Genomic DNA, 16,551 nt, shown 5'->3' on the forward strand with positions numbered 1-16,551 from the left:
AGAGAACGCCGGATTCTAGCCCAGCATCCCCAGCATCAGCAGCGCGACAAAGAAGATCGTGCCGATGAGGATCATGTAGAATAGCAGCATCAGCTCGCGCCACAGCGCGGAGAACCGGCTTAGCCTGTACGCTTCCTTCAGCTGGCGGTGGATATGCCAGAGCGGGATGGTGACACCGACGATCGACAGCGCGGTCATGCCGACGCCGAATGCGCCGGCGATGGTCAGCGCGATGAACAGGAGCGACATGAACGCGATCGAATAGGTCACGAAGACCGCATGGTCGTACATGTGGATGCCGCGCTTCCAGAAGAACAGCGACCACATGAAGGGCAGCGATATCGGGATGAGCAACCACGAGAATTTATAGCCGCTCGATTGCAGCTTGTAGAGCATCAGCCCCGGGTTCTTGCGCCATTTCTCGATGCCGTGATCGAGCCGGTCCCAGCCGCTATTTATATTCGCCTCGCCCTCTTTCAGGTCGATGACCGACGGGACATGCTTCAGGCTTTCGAGATCACCGTCGATCTTTGCGATGCGCGCGTCGATCCGGGTGCGTTCGGGGTCGCCGGGATTCAGCGCGTTGCGCTGTTCGACAAGGTCGGCGCGTGCCTTTTCGGTGCGCTTGGTGACCTGCTCCATGCCGTCGCGGACCTGGACGACATTGCCGACTTCTGCCGGCGGCGACAGGCCGATGATCGAGAACACCGCGAACATCGTGAAGATCGAGAACAGGAACAGCGCCATCGGTGTGACGAAGCGTGCGCGCTCCCCCGCGATATAGCGGCGCGTCAGGACGCCGGGGTGCCAGGCGAGCATTGGAAGCGTGCGCCAGAGCTTGCCCTCGAAATGAAGCACCCCATGTAGGAGTTCATGGCCGATCGCCCCGATCGACCGATGAACATGGGCATCCTGCCCGCAGCGATGACAATGTGGACCCACAAGCGCGGTTCCGCAGTTTAGGCATAGACCGCCATCGCCGTCGCCGGCATGTTCGCCCCGTGACGGTTCGATCGCGCGCCCGATCAGCGCGCCGGTGGCGATGTCGCCCGCTGCTTCCAGACCCCCTGTCATGGGGCGAAGTCGTAGCACAGTTTCCGCGCGCCGCCAGCGCGCACGTCAGACGAGAAGAAAAGCCCGGAGGATTTGATGAACGCCACCGTCACCCCGATCACAGAGAACCAGGACCCCAAGGCGCTGGTCACCGACATGGGCAAGCGCGCCCGCAGCGTCGCGCGCACGCTCGCCGCGATGTCGAGTGCGGAAAAGGCCGCTGCGCTGAAAAAGGCCGCCACCGAAATCCGTACCTCTGCCGCGGATATCAAGGCCGCCAATGCCGAGGACATGAAGCGCGCCGAGGAAAAGGGCCTGTCGGGCGCGATGCTCGACCGGTTGAAGCTCGACGACGACCGGATCGAAGGAATGGCCGCTGGCGTCGAAGCCGTGGCTAACCTCAACGATCCCGTCGGTTCGATCATTTCCGAGAGCGAGCGCCCCAACGGCATGAAGCTGCGCCGTGTGCGCGTGCCGATCGGCGTGATCGGCATCATCTATGAGAGCCGCCCCAACGTCACCGCCGATGCCGGCGCGCTGTGCGTGATGTCGGGCAATGCCGCGATCCTGCGCGGCGGATCGGAAGCGATCGAATCGAACCGCGCGGTGCATAAGGCACTCGCGCGCGGGCTGGAAGCAGGCGGCGTGCCGGGCGATGCCGTGCAGCTTGTCCCCACCACCGACCGCGCCGCCGTGGGTGCGATGCTGACCGCGGCGGGGCTCATCGACCTGATCGTGCCGCGCGGCGGCAAGAGCCTGGTCGCGCGCGTGCAGGACGAGGCCAAGGTCGCGGTGCTCGCGCATCTCGACGGCATCAACCACACCTATATCGACAAGGCTGCCGACCCCGATATGGCGCGCGAGATCGCGGTCAACGCCAAGATGCGCCGCACCGGCATCTGCGGCGCGATGGAAACGCTGCTGATCGACCGCGCATTCGCCGATCCCAAGCCGATCATCGCCGCGCTCGCCGAAGCGGGCTGCGAAGTACGCGGCGACGCCGAAGCGCAGAAGGCCGGCGCCAACGTCGTCGCCGCCAATGACGAGGACTGGGACACCGAATATCTGGAGCCGATCGTCGCGGTGAAGTTCGTCGATGGCGTCGACGGCGCGATGGCGCATATCGCCGAACATTCGTCGGGCCATACCGACGCCATCGTCACCGGTGACGAGGCGACCGCGCAGAAATTCCTGAACGGCGTAGATTCGGCCATCGTGATGTGGAACGCGTCGAGCCAGTTCGCCGATGGCGGCGAATTCGGGCTGGGCGCCGAAATCGGCATTTCGACCGGTCGGCTGCACGCGCGCGGCCCGGTCGCGCTCGAAGGGCTGACGACGTATAAATGGGTGGTGCTCGGCACCGGTCAGACGCGTCCCTGACGCGCGCTGATCGAAATTTTCCAACAATAGCAACCATTGCCGGACGGCCGGGGGACCACCATCTCCCGGCCGTCGACATTTCCGATCGCCTCGCGCTCCACTCCGATCCCGGCCACGGGCCTTCGGACCGCGCAGCGCCGTGACCGCCCCGCCGACATGCCCTGCGAGCGCCGTTCGCGCGCCCGCGCCCACCGATCAACGGAGTTCTTCCATGCGCTACAATCGCCTCGGCAATACCGGCCTGTTCGTTTCCGAACTGTGCCTCGGCACGATGACCTTCGGCGGCGAGGGCTTTTTCAAGCAGGTCGGCCAGGTCCAGCAGGACGAAGCCAACGATCTCGTCAAGGCGGCGATCGACGGCGGTATCAATTTCATCGACACTGCGAACGTCTATTCGCAGGGACTGTCGGAAAAGATCACCGGGCAGGCGCTGAAGGACCTCGGCATCAAGCGCGAGGATGTCGTGCTGGCGACCAAGGTGCTCGGTCCGATGGGCGAGGGCGTCAACGACCGCGGTGCGTCGCGCGGGCACATCATGGATCAGGTCAAGGCCAGCCTGACCCGCCTCGGCACCGATCATATCGACCTCTATCAGATCCATGGCTGGGACCCGATGACGCCGATCGAGGAGACGCTGGGTGCGCTCGACGACTGTGTGCGGCAGGGCCATGTCCGCTATATCGGCGTGTCGAACTGGGCGGCGTGGCAGATCGCCAAGGCGCTCGGCATTTCGGCGAAGGATCGGCTGGCGCGGTTCGAGACGGTTCAATCCTATTACACCATCGCCGGGCGCGACCTGGAGCGCGAGATCGTACCGATGATGAACAGCGAAAAGCTGGGCCTGATGGTGTGGAGCCCGCTCGCGGGCGGTCTGCTGTCGGGCAAATATCGCAAGGAAGGCGCCGAGGGGCGGCGTGCGAATTTCGATTTTCCTCCGGTCGACATGAACCGCGCCGACAAGGTGCTCGACGCGATGGAGCCGATTGCCGAGGCGCACAATGTCTCGGTCGCGCAGGTCGCGCTCGGCTGGCTGCTGTCGCGGCCGCACGTCACCAGCGTGATCGTCGGCGCAAAGCGGCTCGACCAGTTGCAGGACAATCTCGGTGCGGTCGAACTGACGCTGAGCGAGGACGAGCTGGCGAAACTCGACGCGGTGAGCGAGCTGCCCAAGGAATATCCCGGCTGGATGATCGCGCGGCAGGGGGAATATCGCGAGGGCATGGACCCCGGCAGCGCGACGCGCTGATGCGCTTGCCGGGCGGCGCGAAGCCTGCCATCGCGGGGCCATGAAACGGCGTATCGGTCTGCTCGGCGGCTCGTTCAATCCGGCGCATTCGGGGCACCGGGCGATTTCGCTCGATGCCCTGGACGCGCTCGGGCTCGACGAGGTGTGGTGGCTGGTGTCGCCGGGCAACCCGCTGAAGGAAGACAGCGGCGACATGGCGCCGTTTGCAGCGCGGATGGCGTCGGCGCGCGCGGCATCGCGCCGCGCCCGCATCCGCCCGAGCGATATCGAACGCACGCTCGGCACCCGCTACACCGCCGACACGCTGAAAAAGCTGGTCCGCCACTATCCCAATCACGATTTCATCTGGCTGATGGGGGCCGACAATCTCGGCCAGTTCCACCGCTGGCGCGACTGGCGGAGAATCGCGCGCACGGTTCCGATTGCGGTCGTCGCGCGTCCGGGGTATGATGCAGCTGCCCGGGCAAGTCCTGCCATGGGCTGGCTGCGGCGCTTCGTGCGGCCCGCAGGCCAGGCGAAGAACTGGACGAAGTGGAGATTGCCGGCACTCGTGCTGTTGCGTTTTTCCCCTGATCCTACTTCGGCGACCCGCATCCGCGCCGCCGATCCGGCCTGGCACCGGCGGTTTCCGCCGTCCCAATCGCAGAGCACGCATTCGTTGCAACCCTAGGAGTCACCTTGGCAACTTCGCCCAATGCAGTCCGGACGCCAGACCCCGAAGAGGTCTCGGCGTTGCATGCGCTCGTCATGAAGTCGCTCGACGACGATCAGGCGGTCGAGGCCGTGTCGATCCCGCTCGCGGGAAAGAGCAGCATCGCCGACTATATGGTCGTCGCATCGGGCCGTTCTTCGCGTCAGGTCGCGTCGATGGCGACCAAGCTTGCGCAGAAGATCAAGGATCAGTTCGGCCACAGCCCCAAGATCGAGGGGCTGAACACCGCCGACTGGGTGTTGATCGATGCCGGCGACGTGATCGTCCACCTGTTCCGGCCGGAAGTGCGCAGCTTCTACAATCTGGAACGGATGTGGGCGTTCGGCGACGCATCGCCCGAACACGCCTGATCCGTCCCTTGCGCCCGTGCTGATCCATATCGTCGCGCGCGGGCGTATCGGGCGCAGCCCGGAGGCCGATCTGGTCGCGCGCTATCTGAAGCGCGTGACCTGGCCGACCAAAGTCACCGAGTTGCCGGATCAGGGCGGCAAGATTCCCGCGCGCGAGGCCAATAGCCGCCTCGTCCTCCTCGATGAAAAGGGCAAGGATATGCCCTCGACCGATTTCGCGGCGCTGGTCGGGCACTGGCGCGAAGACGGCGTGCGCGAGGCGCGGTTCATGATCGGCGCCGCCGATGGTTTCGACGACAGCGACCGCGCCGAGGCCGATCTGCTGCTGTCGTTCGGCAAGCTGACCTGGCCGCACATGATGGCGCGCGCGATGCTTGCCGAGCAGCTCTGGCGCGCGGCGAGCATCCTTGCCAACCACCCCTATCACCGCGAAGGCTGAACCGATGCGGCGGGGACGAGCGGCCATCCTGTCTGTTGCGGCGGCGCTGGGCATTGGCGCAGCCACGATTCTACCCGCGCAGACCGCGCTCGATACGCAGCGCGAACGACTGCAGAACGCGCGCGAAGACGCTGCGGCCGCGCGCAGGCGATCGTCGCAACTCGAAGCCGCAGCGAAGAAGGAGCGCGACGCCGCCGCCCGCGCACGCGCCGAAAAGGCCGCGGTTTCGGCGCGGATCGACGCCGCGCGTTCGGATATCGAAGCGGCGCAGGCCCGGGTCGCGATCACGCGCAGGCGCCTCGCCAATCAGCGCAGCCGGCTCGGCGAGCGGCAGGAGCCGATCGCCCGGCTGGTAGCGGCGTTACAGTCGCTCGCGCGGCGGCCTGCGGTGCTGAGCATCGCTCAGCCCGGATCGACGCGCGACATCGTCCATGTTCGCGCGATGCTCGGCACGATGATGCCCGTCGTGCGCGCGAGGACCGCCGACCTGCGCGCAGAGATCGACCGCGTCCAGGCACTGCGGTCGCAGGCGCAACTCGCGGTCAAGAGCCTCAGCGACAGTCGCCAGCGGCTCGAGGACGAACGCATGGCGCTGGCGAAGATGGAGGCGAGGCACCGTCTCAATGCGCGCGACCTCAACCGCAGCGCGATGGTCGAATCGGACCGCGCGATCGCGCTGGGCGAGCGTGCGCGCGACATCGTCGACAGGATGGACGTCATCAACGCTGCCGCCGCGACGCGCGAACAGCTTGCCGCGCTGCCGGGGCCGCTGCCGCGCCCCACCGACGACGGCGACGACGATTCGCCCCACAAACAGGATAAGGCGGGCGCTTCACCCTATATTCTTCCCGTTGTCGGTCAGGTCGAAACCGGGCTGGGCGAGGTTTCGGACAGCGGCGTTCGCTCGCGCGGGCTGACGCTTGCCGCATGGCCGGGGGCGCGCGTCGTCGCGCCGGCGGCGGGGCGCGTGCTCGTCGCGCGGAAATTCGGCAATTACGGCGATATCGTCCTGATCGATCACGGCAAGGGCTGGACGACGCTCGTCACCGGACTGGGCGGGCTTTCGGTGTCGCGCGGCGACCGCGTGGCGCAGGGCAAGCCGATCGGCCGCGCACCGCAGGGCGACGAACCGCGCGTCACCGTCGAGCTGCGCCGCAAGGGCGAGCCGGTCGACCTTACCGGGCTGCTCGGCTGAAATGCCCGCGTCATCGCCCGTTCAGCAAGGTCGCGCTTTGATCCGGCACCCGATTGCGGCTATCACCGGTGGAGAATTCCCTCTTTGACGAAGGCGTACCGAATGTTCCGTCCCCTGTTGCAGGCTACCGCGGTGGTTGGCGCGCTGGCGCTTATCCCCGTGTCCACCGGCGCGATGGCCCAGGTCGACACCAACAGCTATCGCCAGCTCGACCTGTTCATGGACGTCTATAACCGGGTGAAGGCCGATTATGTCGACAAGGTCGACGACAAGACGCTGGTCAAGGGCGCGATCGACGGGATGCTGGCAGCGCTCGATCCGCACAGCTCCTATGTCGACGAGCTCGATTACGACAATCTGCAGATCCAGACGCAGGGCAATTATGGCGGGCTGGGCCTGACCGTCACGATGGAGGACGGCGCGGTCAAGGTGATCGCGCCGACCGAGGATACCCCCGCCGACCGCGCCGGGATCAAGGCCGGCGACTATATCACGCATATCGACGGCAAGCTGATCTATGGCGACACGCTCGACCATGCGGTCGAGGCGATGCGCGGCAAGCCGGGCAGCAAGGTATCGCTGACGCTGATCCGTCCGGGCAAGGACAAGCCGATCGACGTCACGCTGACGCGCGAAGTGATCGTCCAGAAGCCGGTGAAGTGGGAAGTGAAGGGCGATGTCGGCGTCATCAACATCAACACCTTCTCCGCCTCTACCGGCGCCGACACGCGCGCGGCGATTTTGGCGATCAACAAGTCGCTCGGCCACAAGCCGCTCGGCTATGTCGTCGATCTTCGCGAAAATGGCGGCGGGCTGCTGACCCAGGCGATCGCGGTATCGGACACGTTCCTGACGCACGGCGAGATCGTGTCGCAGCGTGGCCGCGACGTCGATATCGAACGCTATTACGCCGAATCGGCGGTGCCGGGCGATGTCGCCGATGGACTGCCGGTCGTCGTGCTGGTCGATGCGGGCACGGCCTCGGCCTCCGAAATCGTCGCCGGCGCGCTGCAGGACCATCACCGCGCGCTCATCATGGGCGAACGCAGCTTCGGCAAGGGATCGGTGCAGACACTGCTGCCGCTGGGGCCGAAGACCGCGCTGCGCCTGACCACCGCGCGTTATTACACGCCGTCGGGCCGGTCGGTGCAGGAAGGCGGTATCGAGCCCGATATCAAGGTGCCGCAGCTTTCCGACCCCGATTACAAGGATCGCCCCGTCTTCCGCGAGGTCGATCTGCGCAAGCACCTCATCAACGAGGCGAAGGTCGATAATTCGGTGCTCGAGGCCGACGACAAGGAAGATCCCCGCTTCGACGAAAGCGCCGAGGCGCTGAAGAAGGACGGCGTCGAGGACTTCCAGCTTGATTATGCGGTCAAGACGATCGCGCGGCTGGGCGGCGGCACCAGGGTCGCGAAGAAATAGCGGTGGCGCATTCGGCCATGCGGTCTTCGCGAATTTCGCTTGCGCACTGGATCGCGCTGCTGCTGCCGGCGGCGCTGCTCGCAGGCGCGCTCGGTTCACAATATCTTGGCGGGCTTTTCCCGTGCGAGATGTGCCGCTGGCAGCGCTGGCCGCATTATGCCGCGGTGGTCGTCGCCGGATTCGGCTTTCTGGTGGCGCGCCAGCGCATCCGCGTCCCGCTCGTTGTCCTTGCCGGACTGCTGATCGCGGTGTCGGGGTTGATCGGCGTGTTCCATGCCGGGGTCGAATATCATTGGTGGCAGGGCATCACGCCGTGCAGCACGACCTTCACCGCGCATGGCGGCGATTTCATGGAACAGCTGATGAACGCGCCGGTTATCCGCTGTGATGTGCCGCAATGGACGCTGTTCGGCATTTCGCTCGCCGGCTTCAATGCGATATTGTCGCTGGGAGGAGCCGCGATGATCTTTACCCTGTTGCTGGGAGGACGCCGATAATGCGCTGGAAACCCGGAGACCGCCGTGAAGCGACCGATGCGATGATCCGCGTCGATCAGGCCGGCGAATTCGGCGCGACGCGCATCTATGGCGGACAACTCGCGGTGATGGGCGACGGATCGAAGATGGCGCGATCGATTTCGGGCATGGCGGCGCAGGAAGAACGCCACCGCGCCTTTTTCGACAAGATGATCGCCGATCGCGGCGTGCGTCCGACATTGTTGCAGCCCTTCTGGCATGTCGCGGGCTTCGCGCTCGGTGCGACAACGGCGGCGCTCGGCCCCGAGGCGGCGATGGCATGTACCGTCGCGGTCGAGACCGAGATCGACGATCATTACAAAAAGCAGCTCGATACGCTGGGCGACAGCGATCCCGAGCTTTCGGATGCCGTTGCGCAGTTCCGCGACGAGGAACTGGAACATCGCGACACCGCGCTCGAATCGGGGGCGGAACAGGCGATCGGATATCCGGTGCTGTCGGGCGTGATCCGGCTGGGATGCCGCGCCGCAATCGCCATATCGAAGCGGATATGATGTACTGCCCGGTACGCTGTCACGCGGCGCCGGAACGAGGAGAGATTTGATGGCCCGATGGATGCTGCCGCTTGCCGCGATCGGCGCTGTGCTGCCGCTGACGCCCGCCCCCGCGCTGGCGCAGAGCGCGGTTCAGAACGGCGTTCTCATCATCTATGGCAACGACAAATGCCCGACCGACAGCAACGGCAACGAGATCGTCGTGTGCGCGCGCCGTCCCGAGACCGAGCGATACCGGATTCCCAAGGAACTTCGCGATCTGAAGATCGCGCCGGAAAACCGCAGCTGGGCGGTCAAGCAGGAGCAGGTGCTCGACACCGGCAAGACCGGCATCGGTAGCTGTTCGGCGGTCGGCCCCGGCGGCGGGATCGGCTGTTCGCAGCAGACCATCGCACGCGGATCGCAGGAAGCGAAGGAACGCCAGCACGACGCCGAGAACCTGCCGCTTCCGAAATAGAGCATATCCACCGCCGGCGGCCGGCAGCACGATTTGATTCGACAAGCATCCGTGCGGAACATATATCGAACAAATGGCGCAACTCGATGTTCGCGAAAAGCTGGCGATCCTGGCCGATGCCGCGAAATATGATGCGTCATGCGCATCGTCGGGCACGACCAGGCGCTCCTCGGCGGGCGGCAAGGGGCTGGGATCGACCGAAGGGATGGGCATTTGCCATGCCTATGCCCCCGATGGCCGCTGCATCAGCCTGCTCAAGATTCTGCTGACCAACAGCTGCGTCTTCGACTGTCACTACTGCATCAACCGCAAAAGCTCGAATGTCCGCCGCGCCCGCTTCACGGCGGAGGAAGTCGTCCAACTCACGCTGTCCTTCTATCGGCGCAACTATATCGAGGGGCTGTTCCTCTCCTCGGGCATCATCCGTTCGTCCAATTACACGATGGAGCAGATCGTCGAGGTCGCCCGGTCGCTGCGCGAGGACCATGATTTCCGCGGCTATATCCATCTGAAGACGATCCCAGACGCCGATCCCGAACTGGTGCATCAGGCGGGCCTTCATGCCGACCGCGTCTCGATCAATGTCGAATTGCCGACGACACAGGGGCTGACGCGGCTCGCGCCCGAGAAATCGGCCGTTCGCATCGAAGGCGCGATGGGCGACATGCGCGGCGCGATCGACGATCTGAGCGATGCGAAGAAGCGCTATAAATCGGCGCCGCGTTTTGCGCCCGCCGGGCAATCGACGCAGATGATCGTCGGTGCCGATGCCGCGACCGACGGCGATATCGTCCGTCGGGCCTCGACGCTGTACGATCGCTTTCGCCTGCGCCGCGTCTATTATTCGGCGTTCAGCCCGATCCCCCACCCCAGCGCGGTACTGCCGCTCCAGCGCCCACCGCTGATGCGCGAACACCGCCTGTACCAGTCCGACTGGCTGATGCGCTTTTACGACTATCGCCCCGACGAGGTGGTGGCCGCAGCCGACGATGCGACGGGCATGCTGCCGCTCGACATCGATCCGAAACTCGCCTGGGCGCTAAAATTTCGCGACCGGTTTCCCGTCGATGTAAACCGCGCCCCGCGCGAGATGCTGCTGCGCGTCCCCGGACTGGGTGTGAAGGCGGTGAATTCGATTGTCACCGCGCGGCGCTGGCGGCAATTGCGGCTGTCCGACATCTCCCGGCTGACCGTGTCGGTGGCCAAGGTGCGGCCGTTCCTGATCGCCGTCGACTGGCGACCGACCCTCCTGACCGACCGCGCCGATCTGCGCTCACTCGTTACGCCGCGGTCGGAACAGCTCGAGCTGTTTGCGGCGTGAATGAACCCATTCGGGCTTCGGCGGTTGGACAGGCGGACCATCATCACGAGGAAAACACGCCATGGCAGACGAACGCATTTTTGAGGATCTGAAGCGCGACCACGACCGGCACCGCGATCTGCTCGCCAAGATCGCCGAAACGTCGGGCGACAGCGAGGAACGGCGCGAACTGTTCGAGAAATTCCGCGTCGAGGTTTCGGCGCATGCCGCGGCCGAAGAGGAATCGCTCTATGCAACGATGCTCGAAGAACCCGATCTGCGCGACGATGCGCGCCATTCGGTGTCCGAACACAAGGAAATCGACGATTTTCTGGGCGAACTTGCCGATACCGACATGAGCTCGAGCGCGTGGCTGACCAAGTTCAAGGACATGCGCCACCGCTATGAACATCATATCGACGAGGAAGAGGAAGACATGTTCCCCGCCGCCGCCAAGGGCCTGAGCGAGGCGGAGGAAGCGCGCCTCGCCAAGGTGTTCGAGACGCGCAAACCCAAGGAACTCGAACGCGCCGAAGAAAGCGAATCGGGCGACGAACGCGAATAATTCCCGAACGGATGGGATGCATACGGTCCGGCTGGCGGCGGAGGACGATTTCGAGGGCTGGCGCGACGCCGCCCGCGCGCTCGCCGCCGCCGGCGTTCCTGCTGATGCGGTGATATGGCAGGTCGGCGGCGCTCCCGGCGACCTGTTTGCCGACGATCAGGCCCCCTTTCCCCCCGCGCGTGGCGACATCCGCGTATCGCGCCGGTTCATCGAGCTGGCGCGCAATGCCCTGCTCCACAGCGACTCCGAACGCTTTGCGCTCGCCTATGCGCTGCTCGTCCGTCTCAAAGACCAGCCACGGCTGATCGACGATCAGGTCGATCCGCTGGTCCGCCGGCTGGCGGCGATGGCGAAGGCGGTTCGGCGCGACATTCACAAGATGCGCGCGTTCGTGCGCTTTCGCCAAGTGGCGGATGATCGCGGCGAACGCTATGTCGCCTGGTTCGAACCCGAACACCATATCGTGCGCGCCAACGCCGCGTTCTTCGTCAACCGCTTCGCCAGCATGCGCTGGTCGATCCTGACGCCCGAACTTTCGCTGCACTGGGACGGCAAGGCGCTGCGCGAAGGCCCCGGTGCGACCAGGGCCGACGCACCCGACGGCGACCCGATCGAAGCGGTGTGGAAGACCTATTATGCGTCGATCTTCAACCCCGCGCGGCTGAAGACCGGTGCGATGCTGAAGGAAATGCCGCGCAAATACTGGAAGAACATGCCCGAAACCGCGCTGGTCGGCGAATTGGTGGCGGGTGCCCGGCAGCGGGAGACGGCGATGGTGCAGAAACGCGCGGTAAAGGGCGACAATAGCGAGGCCGCATGGGCGGCGCTGCGCGACGAGGCGGCGGGGTGCCGGCGCTGTCACCTCTACCAAGACGCGACACAGACCGTGTTCGGCGAAGGTCCGGTCGACGCCGCGATGATGCTGATCGGCGAGCAGCCCGGCGATCAGGAGGATCTGGCCGGAAAGCCTTTTGTCGGCCCTGCCGGTCAGGTGCTGGACGATGCGTTGGAAAAGGCCGGGATCGACCGCGCGAGCGTGTATGTCACCAATGCGGTCAAGCATTTCAAATTCAAGCCGCGCGGCAAGCGACGCATCCATGACAAGCCCGACGCCGGTGAGATCGACGCCTGCCGCTGGTGGCTCGAGCAGGAAGTGATGCTGATCGCGCCCAAGGTCCGCGTCGCGCTGGGTGCGACGGCGGCGCGAGCACTGCTCGGCAAGAACGTCACGATCGGGCGTGAGCGTGGGCGCCCGATCGAACTGACGGATGGCGGCGAAGGCTGGATCACCGTCCATCCAAGCTATCTGCTGCGCATCCCCGACGCCGCAAAGGCCTTGGACGAGACCGCGCGCTTCATCGACGACCTGCAGGCAGCGCACGCCCGCATCGGCTGATCGTCAGCGCGTGCCACCCTGCGCCGCGGCGAAGAACATCAGATGGACGAGCCGACCATTTTCGAGGCGGTCACCGAACGGTTTGCCCGCGTTGTGAAACAGCCAGGGACTGAACAGGATCAACCGGTTGAAGCGCATCGGCACCTGCATGACGCGTTCCCAGCGCGCAGGCTTCAGCGTGTCACGATTGACGACCTCTTCGACCAGCGCGTTGACGTCGGAAAAGCCCGACGCAACCAGTTCTGCGGGGTTCGACGGCACCCGGTCGAGCCCGGTCGGTCTGTGGCGAAAGAATTCGGTACCCCCCTTGCAGTGTTCGGGCAGGCTGAGGAAAAGGATACCCGAATAAAAACAGGGGTCGATATGAACCCCGCTTTTCCCCTTGTCCCCGGCGAGCGTCAGGCGGCAGTGGAGGTGCGTCGTACCCGCGCACGGCGCAACGGGAACGCCGATCCGCGCCGACACCGCCTCGTTCAACCCGGCAAGCGGCAGCGGATCGCCCGAAATCAGACCGGGATAATTACCCTTCTTGAATGCCGGATCGTAATCGAGCGCCAGCGCGCGGCGCCTGATCGCGTGCGGATCGCGCAGAAAGTCGTCAAGGATAAGAAGCGACGGAAGCATCGCCATCCGTCATGGCATCGCGAGGGGCGGCAACGCAATCGTCGGCGCGGGACCGCAGGCGCAGCACGTGCGTTGAACCGCCATGACCGATTCGCTTGACCGCTTCGTCGATGCGCAGCGCAGCACCTATGACCGGGCGCTTGCCGAACTGCGCGCGGGCCGCAAGACAAGCCACTGGATGTGGTTCGTCTTTCCCCAGATCGCAGGCCTCGGCCGCAGCGAGACCGCTCAATCTTATGCCATTGCCGATGCCGCCGAAGCGCGCGCCTATCTGGCACATCCGGTGCTCGGTCCGCGACTGGTCGAAGCGACCGACGCGATGCTCATCCATGCCGGCAACCGCAGTGCAAAGGCGATCCTGGGCGATATCGACGCCATGAAGCTGCGGTCGTCGATGACGCTGTTCGACGCGGTCGCCGAAGAAGGTCAGCCCTTCGCGCGCTGCCTCGACGCCTTTTACGGCGGCGCCCGCGATGTCGCGACGCTTGAGCGACTGTGACCGGGTTGGAAATCACCGCCCGCACGCGCGTTGACCGATCATGATCAGACGCAGACTTGTCATCACCGGACGTGTGCAGAACGTCTTTTTCCGCGACTGGACGGTCGAGCAGGCAACATCGCTCGGCCTCGACGGCTGGGTCCGCAACCGCGCCGACGGCAGTGTCGAGGCGGTCGTCGAAGGCCCTTCCGAAATGGTGGATACGCTGATCGCAAAGGCACATGAGGGTTCGCCCGCCTCACGCGTCGAAGCAGTCGATGTCAGCGATGATGATTCGAACGAAACGCTAACCGGATTTACGAAACGTCCGACGCGCTAGAGCACCGAGATCGTGCCGAGCGCGACCGGCGCCATTCCCGGCTTTTCATGCGGTGCGGTCTGCGCGTCCTCATAGGTCAGCGCGAGCACCGATCCATCGGTCAGGAACGACCGGTCGCCCTGCGGCACCGTCACCTGAGAGGTTCCCTTGGCGGGGATCAGGCCCAGCGAACGCGGCACACCATCGTCTGGAATGACCCAGAGTTCGGGCGCCATGCCGCTGGCCGGAGAGACCTTGCTGGCGCTGACATGCAGCGTCGCGTCGGCGGGATCGTAGCGCGCGGCGAGCGACGGCGAATCCGCCTCCGGCCCCGATAGCTGCGCCACCGCCATCGGCCCTGCGCTCGTCGGAGAGGGCACAGGAACCGGCACCTGCTCGGTTGGCCCGCGAAACAGCAACACCAGCGCGAGGCAGGCGGCAACCACAGTCGCGGCGACCGCGCCTGCACGCCACCGTCGCACTGCGCGCAACGCGCTGACCGACCCGCCACTCGCGGCCTGGATGCGCGTTGCGATTGCCTGCCATACGCCTTCGGGCGGAGAGACGGGTTCGACTTCGGCGAAAAGCGCGCCGAACCGGCGATGCCACGCCTCTACCTCTGCCGCGAAATCGGGGTCCGACAGCTCGAGCCGCATCGCGCGCGCCAGATCCTCGCCCGCGATCACGCCAAGCGCGCGTTCGGCGGCCAGCGCCTCCCATTCGTCGCGAGGTAGCGCGCCCTCAGCCATCGAGACACGCCTTCAACTTTTGCAGGCCGCGGCGAATCCAGCTCTTCATCGTACCGAGCGGCACCTTTGCACGCTCGGCGAGCTCGGCATAGGTGAAGCCGTCGAAAAAGGCCGACCGGATCGCGCCGCGCTGGCGCTGTTCGAGGTCGTCCATACATTCGGAAATACGCTCGCCCTGCTCTTCCTGCTCGAGCAGCGCGTCCGCCGACGGCCGGTCGTCGGCAATCTCGAGCGCGGCCTCTTCCGGTGCCGATTCGATACGACCCGACGCGCGCTTCCAGTCGATCGCGGTGTTGCGGGCAATCGTACCGAGCCAGGTGATCGGACTCGCGCGCGACGCGTCAAACCGGCCGGCACGATCCCAGATCTTGATATACACCGTCTGCAAAATGTCTTCCGCTGCTTCCCTGTCGCGGGAGATACGCAGGCAGATGCCGAAAAGCTTCGCCGAGGTCAGGTCATAGACCTGACGCAGCGCCGCATGGTCGCGCCGCGCCACACCGGCAAGCGCCAACACCAGCCGCTCGCGCGCCGCATCCGCTTCAGCCCGGGTTCCGGCGCGATCCATGGCCTCAGCCTAGCGTGCCTGCACCGCGTTGCAATGCCAATTCAATCCGCCGTCCGGGCACTGGGCGCAAAACGCAGGACCAGATAACCGGCCACCGCCGACAGGATCGAACCTGCAAGAACGCCGATCTTCACCTCGTCGATCAGCAGTTCGGCACCGGGAAAGGCCAGCCCGCCAATGAACAGACTCATCGTGAAGCCGATGCCGGCGAGCAGCGACACGCCATACACCTGTGTCCAGGTCGATCCGCCGGGCGTCTTCGCGAATTTGGTGTGATAGGCGAGGAAGATGATGCCGAAGATGCCAACCTGCTTGCCGACGAACAGGCCAAGCGCGATCGCCAGCGGCAGCGTGTTTAACAGGATCGACGGCGACATGCCCTGAAAGGACACGCCGGCATTGGCGAAACCGAACAGCGGCACGATCAGGAAGGCGACCCAGTATTCGAGCTTGTGCTCGAGCCGGTGGAGCGGCGAATCGACATCGTCGGGGGCGCCCGGCGATTTGGTGATCGGCACCATGAATGCCGCCAGCACCCCGGCGATCGTCGCATGGACGCCCGACAGGAACACGAAATACCATAGTAGCAACGCCAGGATCACATAGGGCGACAATCGCTGCACGTTCGATTTGTTGAGCACGTACATCGCGCCCAGCGTCATCGCCGCCAGCATCAGCGCGAGCGACGACAGATGATCGGTATAGGCAAGCGCGATGATCGCCACCGCGCCCATATCGTCGACGATCGCGACGGTCGTGAGGAACAGCTTGAGCGACGCCGGCGCACGGCTGCCGAGGATCGCGAGAACGCCGATCGCAAAGGCGATGTCGGTGGCGGCAGGGATCGCCCAGCCCGACTGCAGGTCGGGGCGGCTATAGGTGATCGTCAGATAGATGATCGCCGGCGCGATCATGCCCGCGGCCGCGGCGATTACCGGCAGGCGGCGCCGTTCCCAGGTCGAAAGCCGACCGTCGACGAACTCGCGCTTTATCTCCAGTCCCACGAGGAAGAAGAAGATCGCCATCAACCCGTCGTTGATCCACAGATGGACCGACATCGGGCCGTATTTGGGATTGATCAGCGGCCCGGTTTCGAAATGCAGAAAGTGGAAATAGCTCTCGGAAACGCCGGGGATATTGGCGGCCACCATTGCCGCCAGCGCCGCGACGATCAGGACGATGCCGCCCGATGCCTCGCTGCGCAGAAATCCCCTGAGCGCGGAACCCGCTTTCGCTGGCACGCTTTCCGCCATTCGCCTCCCTTT

The 16,551-nt window shown here is 65.1% G+C and carries 20 protein-coding genes; 15 read left to right on the top strand and 5 right to left on the bottom strand.

The features are described from left to right. Positions 1 to 15: 15 nt before the first annotated feature. A complete protein-coding gene (locus tag J7S20_RS10470; protein WP_284054181.1) occupies positions 16 to 1,074 on the bottom strand; it encodes a DUF3667 domain-containing protein in 1,059 nt (352 codons plus the stop codon). Between the two features lie 75 nt (positions 1,075 to 1,149). Here J7S20_RS10470 and J7S20_RS10475 point away from each other — a divergent pair, with 75 nt between their 5' ends. The 13 genes from J7S20_RS10475 to J7S20_RS10535 all read left to right on the top strand — a co-directional run bounded on the left by J7S20_RS10475 (position 1,150) and on the right by J7S20_RS10535 (position 12,548). Then, entirely contained in the window at positions 1,150 to 2,433 is a 1,284-nt protein-coding gene (locus tag J7S20_RS10475) for a glutamate-5-semialdehyde dehydrogenase (RefSeq protein ID WP_284054182.1), read from the top strand. A 211-nt stretch (positions 2,434 to 2,644) separates the two neighbouring features. After that, positions 2,645 to 3,679 (top strand): aldo/keto reductase, encoded by a 1,035-nt coding sequence (locus J7S20_RS10480; protein WP_284054183.1) that lies wholly within the window; start codon positions 2,645 to 2,647, stop codon positions 3,677 to 3,679. Between the two features lie 40 nt (positions 3,680 to 3,719). Beyond that, positions 3,720 to 4,349 (top strand): nicotinate-nucleotide adenylyltransferase, encoded by a 630-nt coding sequence (locus J7S20_RS10485; protein ID WP_284054184.1) that lies wholly within the window; start codon positions 3,720 to 3,722, stop codon positions 4,347 to 4,349. 8 nt (positions 4,350 to 4,357) lie between these two features. After that, positions 4,358 to 4,741, top strand: coding sequence for a ribosome silencing factor (gene rsfS / locus J7S20_RS10490; RefSeq protein ID WP_488578131.1), 384 nt, complete (start codon positions 4,358 to 4,360; stop codon positions 4,739 to 4,741). Positions 4,742 to 4,757: 16 nt separating this feature from the next. Then, positions 4,758 to 5,180, top strand: coding sequence for a 23S rRNA (pseudouridine(1915)-N(3))-methyltransferase RlmH (locus J7S20_RS10495; RefSeq protein ID WP_284054185.1), 423 nt, complete (start codon positions 4,758 to 4,760; stop codon positions 5,178 to 5,180). Between the two features lie 4 nt (positions 5,181 to 5,184). Continuing rightward, positions 5,185 to 6,375, top strand: coding sequence for a murein hydrolase activator EnvC family protein (locus J7S20_RS10500; RefSeq protein WP_284054186.1), 1,191 nt, complete (start codon positions 5,185 to 5,187; stop codon positions 6,373 to 6,375). Between the two features lie 102 nt (positions 6,376 to 6,477). Beyond that, positions 6,478 to 7,800, top strand: a complete 1,323-nt coding sequence (locus J7S20_RS10505) for a S41 family peptidase (protein WP_284054187.1) — start codon at positions 6,478 to 6,480, stop codon at positions 7,798 to 7,800. A 17-nt stretch (positions 7,801 to 7,817) separates the two neighbouring features. After that, the gene (locus J7S20_RS10510) at positions 7,818 to 8,297 is read left to right on the top strand and encodes a disulfide bond formation protein B (RefSeq protein WP_284054188.1); all 480 of its coding nucleotides are present in this window, start codon (positions 7,818 to 7,820) and stop codon (positions 8,295 to 8,297) included. Further along, positions 8,297 to 8,830: a demethoxyubiquinone hydroxylase family protein gene (locus J7S20_RS10515; RefSeq protein WP_284054189.1), complete on the top strand. Its 534-nt coding sequence runs from the start codon at positions 8,297 to 8,299 to the stop codon at positions 8,828 to 8,830. Before J7S20_RS10510 ends, J7S20_RS10515 begins: the two co-directional genes overlap by 1 nt. Positions 8,831 to 8,879: 49 nt before the next feature. Continuing rightward, positions 8,880 to 9,287 carry a hypothetical protein gene (locus tag J7S20_RS10520; protein WP_284054190.1) on the top strand — a complete coding sequence of 136 codons (408 nt, stop codon included), beginning with the start codon at positions 8,880 to 8,882 and terminating at the stop codon, positions 9,285 to 9,287. Positions 9,288 to 9,360: 73 nt separating this feature from the next. Next, positions 9,361 to 10,608 carry a putative DNA modification/repair radical SAM protein gene (locus J7S20_RS10525; protein WP_284054191.1) on the top strand — a complete coding sequence of 416 codons (1,248 nt, stop codon included), beginning with the start codon at positions 9,361 to 9,363 and terminating at the stop codon, positions 10,606 to 10,608. A gap of 61 nt (positions 10,609 to 10,669) precedes the next feature. Continuing rightward, entirely contained in the window at positions 10,670 to 11,152 is a 483-nt protein-coding gene (locus tag J7S20_RS10530; protein WP_284054192.1) for a hemerythrin domain-containing protein, read from the top strand. Between the two features lie 16 nt (positions 11,153 to 11,168). After that, positions 11,169 to 12,548, top strand: a complete 1,380-nt coding sequence (locus J7S20_RS10535; protein WP_284054193.1) for a UdgX family uracil-DNA binding protein — start codon at positions 11,169 to 11,171, stop codon at positions 12,546 to 12,548. Between the two features lie 3 nt (positions 12,549 to 12,551). On the opposite strand, the gene J7S20_RS10540 is transcribed toward J7S20_RS10535, so the two are convergent. Further along, positions 12,552 to 13,172 (bottom strand): DUF6445 family protein, encoded by a 621-nt coding sequence (locus J7S20_RS10540; RefSeq protein ID WP_284054194.1) that lies wholly within the window; start codon positions 13,170 to 13,172, stop codon positions 12,552 to 12,554. An 82-nt stretch (positions 13,173 to 13,254) separates the two neighbouring features. On the opposite strand from J7S20_RS10540, the gene J7S20_RS10545 reads away from it, so the two are divergent. Both J7S20_RS10545 and J7S20_RS10550 read left to right on the top strand, forming a co-directional pair. Next, a complete protein-coding gene (locus tag J7S20_RS10545; protein ID WP_284054195.1) occupies positions 13,255 to 13,671 on the top strand; it encodes a DUF1810 domain-containing protein in 417 nt (138 codons plus the stop codon). Between the two features lie 40 nt (positions 13,672 to 13,711). After that, on the top strand, positions 13,712 to 13,990 hold the full coding sequence (locus J7S20_RS10550; RefSeq protein WP_284054196.1) for an acylphosphatase: 279 nt from the start codon (positions 13,712 to 13,714) through the stop codon (positions 13,988 to 13,990). On the opposite strand, the gene J7S20_RS10555 is transcribed toward J7S20_RS10550, so the two are convergent. Genes J7S20_RS10555 through nhaA form a run of 3 tightly spaced genes read right to left on the bottom strand, consistent with a single transcriptional unit; the run spans position 13,987 to position 16,539 of the window. Continuing rightward, complete coding sequence (locus J7S20_RS10555) at positions 13,987 to 14,718, bottom strand: anti-sigma factor (RefSeq protein WP_284054197.1); 732 nt, start codon at positions 14,716 to 14,718, stop codon at positions 13,987 to 13,989. The genes J7S20_RS10550 and J7S20_RS10555 overlap by 4 nt on opposite strands. Continuing rightward, the gene (locus tag J7S20_RS10560; protein WP_284054198.1) at positions 14,711 to 15,286 is read right to left on the bottom strand and encodes a sigma-70 family RNA polymerase sigma factor; all 576 of its coding nucleotides are present in this window, start codon (positions 15,284 to 15,286) and stop codon (positions 14,711 to 14,713) included. The genes J7S20_RS10555 and J7S20_RS10560 overlap by 8 nt, the downstream gene beginning before the upstream one ends. Positions 15,287 to 15,327: 41 nt before the next feature. Then, a complete protein-coding gene (gene nhaA, locus J7S20_RS10565; RefSeq protein WP_284054199.1) occupies positions 15,328 to 16,539 on the bottom strand; it encodes a Na+/H+ antiporter NhaA in 1,212 nt (403 codons plus the stop codon). Positions 16,540 to 16,551 lie beyond the last annotated feature (12 nt).

The organism is Stakelama marina (assembly GCF_018122655.1).
GTDB classification, from domain to species: Bacteria; Pseudomonadota; Alphaproteobacteria; order Sphingomonadales; family Sphingomonadaceae; genus Sphingomonas; species Sphingomonas marina.

Bases quoted from the DNA above. Each gene is read 5' to 3' on its own strand.
- J7S20_RS10470 (WP_284054181.1), bottom strand. From the start codon at position 1,074: ATGACAGGGGGTCTGGAAGCAGCGGGCGACATCGCCACCGGCGCGCTG.
- J7S20_RS10475 (WP_284054182.1), top strand. From the start codon at position 1,150: ATGAACGCCACCGTCACCCCGATCACAGAGAACCAGGACCCCAAGGCG.
- J7S20_RS10480 (WP_284054183.1), top strand. From the start codon at position 2,645: ATGCGCTACAATCGCCTCGGCAATACCGGCCTGTTCGTTTCCGAACTG.
- J7S20_RS10485 (WP_284054184.1), top strand. From the start codon at position 3,720: ATGAAACGGCGTATCGGTCTGCTCGGCGGCTCGTTCAATCCGGCGCAT.
- J7S20_RS10500 (WP_284054186.1), top strand. From the start codon at position 5,185: ATGCGGCGGGGACGAGCGGCCATCCTGTCTGTTGCGGCGGCGCTGGGC.
- J7S20_RS10505 (WP_284054187.1), top strand. From the start codon at position 6,478: ATGTTCCGTCCCCTGTTGCAGGCTACCGCGGTGGTTGGCGCGCTGGCG.
- J7S20_RS10510 (WP_284054188.1), top strand. From the start codon at position 7,818: ATGCGGTCTTCGCGAATTTCGCTTGCGCACTGGATCGCGCTGCTGCTG.
- J7S20_RS10515 (WP_284054189.1), top strand. From the start codon at position 8,297: ATGCGCTGGAAACCCGGAGACCGCCGTGAAGCGACCGATGCGATGATC.
- J7S20_RS10520 (WP_284054190.1), top strand. From the start codon at position 8,880: ATGGCCCGATGGATGCTGCCGCTTGCCGCGATCGGCGCTGTGCTGCCG.
- J7S20_RS10525 (WP_284054191.1), top strand. From the start codon at position 9,361: ATGGCGCAACTCGATGTTCGCGAAAAGCTGGCGATCCTGGCCGATGCC.
- J7S20_RS10530 (WP_284054192.1), top strand. From the start codon at position 10,670: ATGGCAGACGAACGCATTTTTGAGGATCTGAAGCGCGACCACGACCGG.
- J7S20_RS10535 (WP_284054193.1), top strand. From the start codon at position 11,169: ATGCATACGGTCCGGCTGGCGGCGGAGGACGATTTCGAGGGCTGGCGC.
- J7S20_RS10540 (WP_284054194.1), bottom strand. From the start codon at position 13,172: ATGCTTCCGTCGCTTCTTATCCTTGACGACTTTCTGCGCGATCCGCAC.
- J7S20_RS10545 (WP_284054195.1), top strand. From the start codon at position 13,255: ATGACCGATTCGCTTGACCGCTTCGTCGATGCGCAGCGCAGCACCTAT.
- J7S20_RS10550 (WP_284054196.1), top strand. From the start codon at position 13,712: ATGATCAGACGCAGACTTGTCATCACCGGACGTGTGCAGAACGTCTTT.
- J7S20_RS10555 (WP_284054197.1), bottom strand. From the start codon at position 14,718: ATGGCTGAGGGCGCGCTACCTCGCGACGAATGGGAGGCGCTGGCCGCC.
- J7S20_RS10560 (WP_284054198.1), bottom strand. From the start codon at position 15,286: ATGGATCGCGCCGGAACCCGGGCTGAAGCGGATGCGGCGCGCGAGCGG.
- nhaA (WP_284054199.1), bottom strand. From the start codon at position 16,539: ATGGCGGAAAGCGTGCCAGCGAAAGCGGGTTCCGCGCTCAGGGGATTT.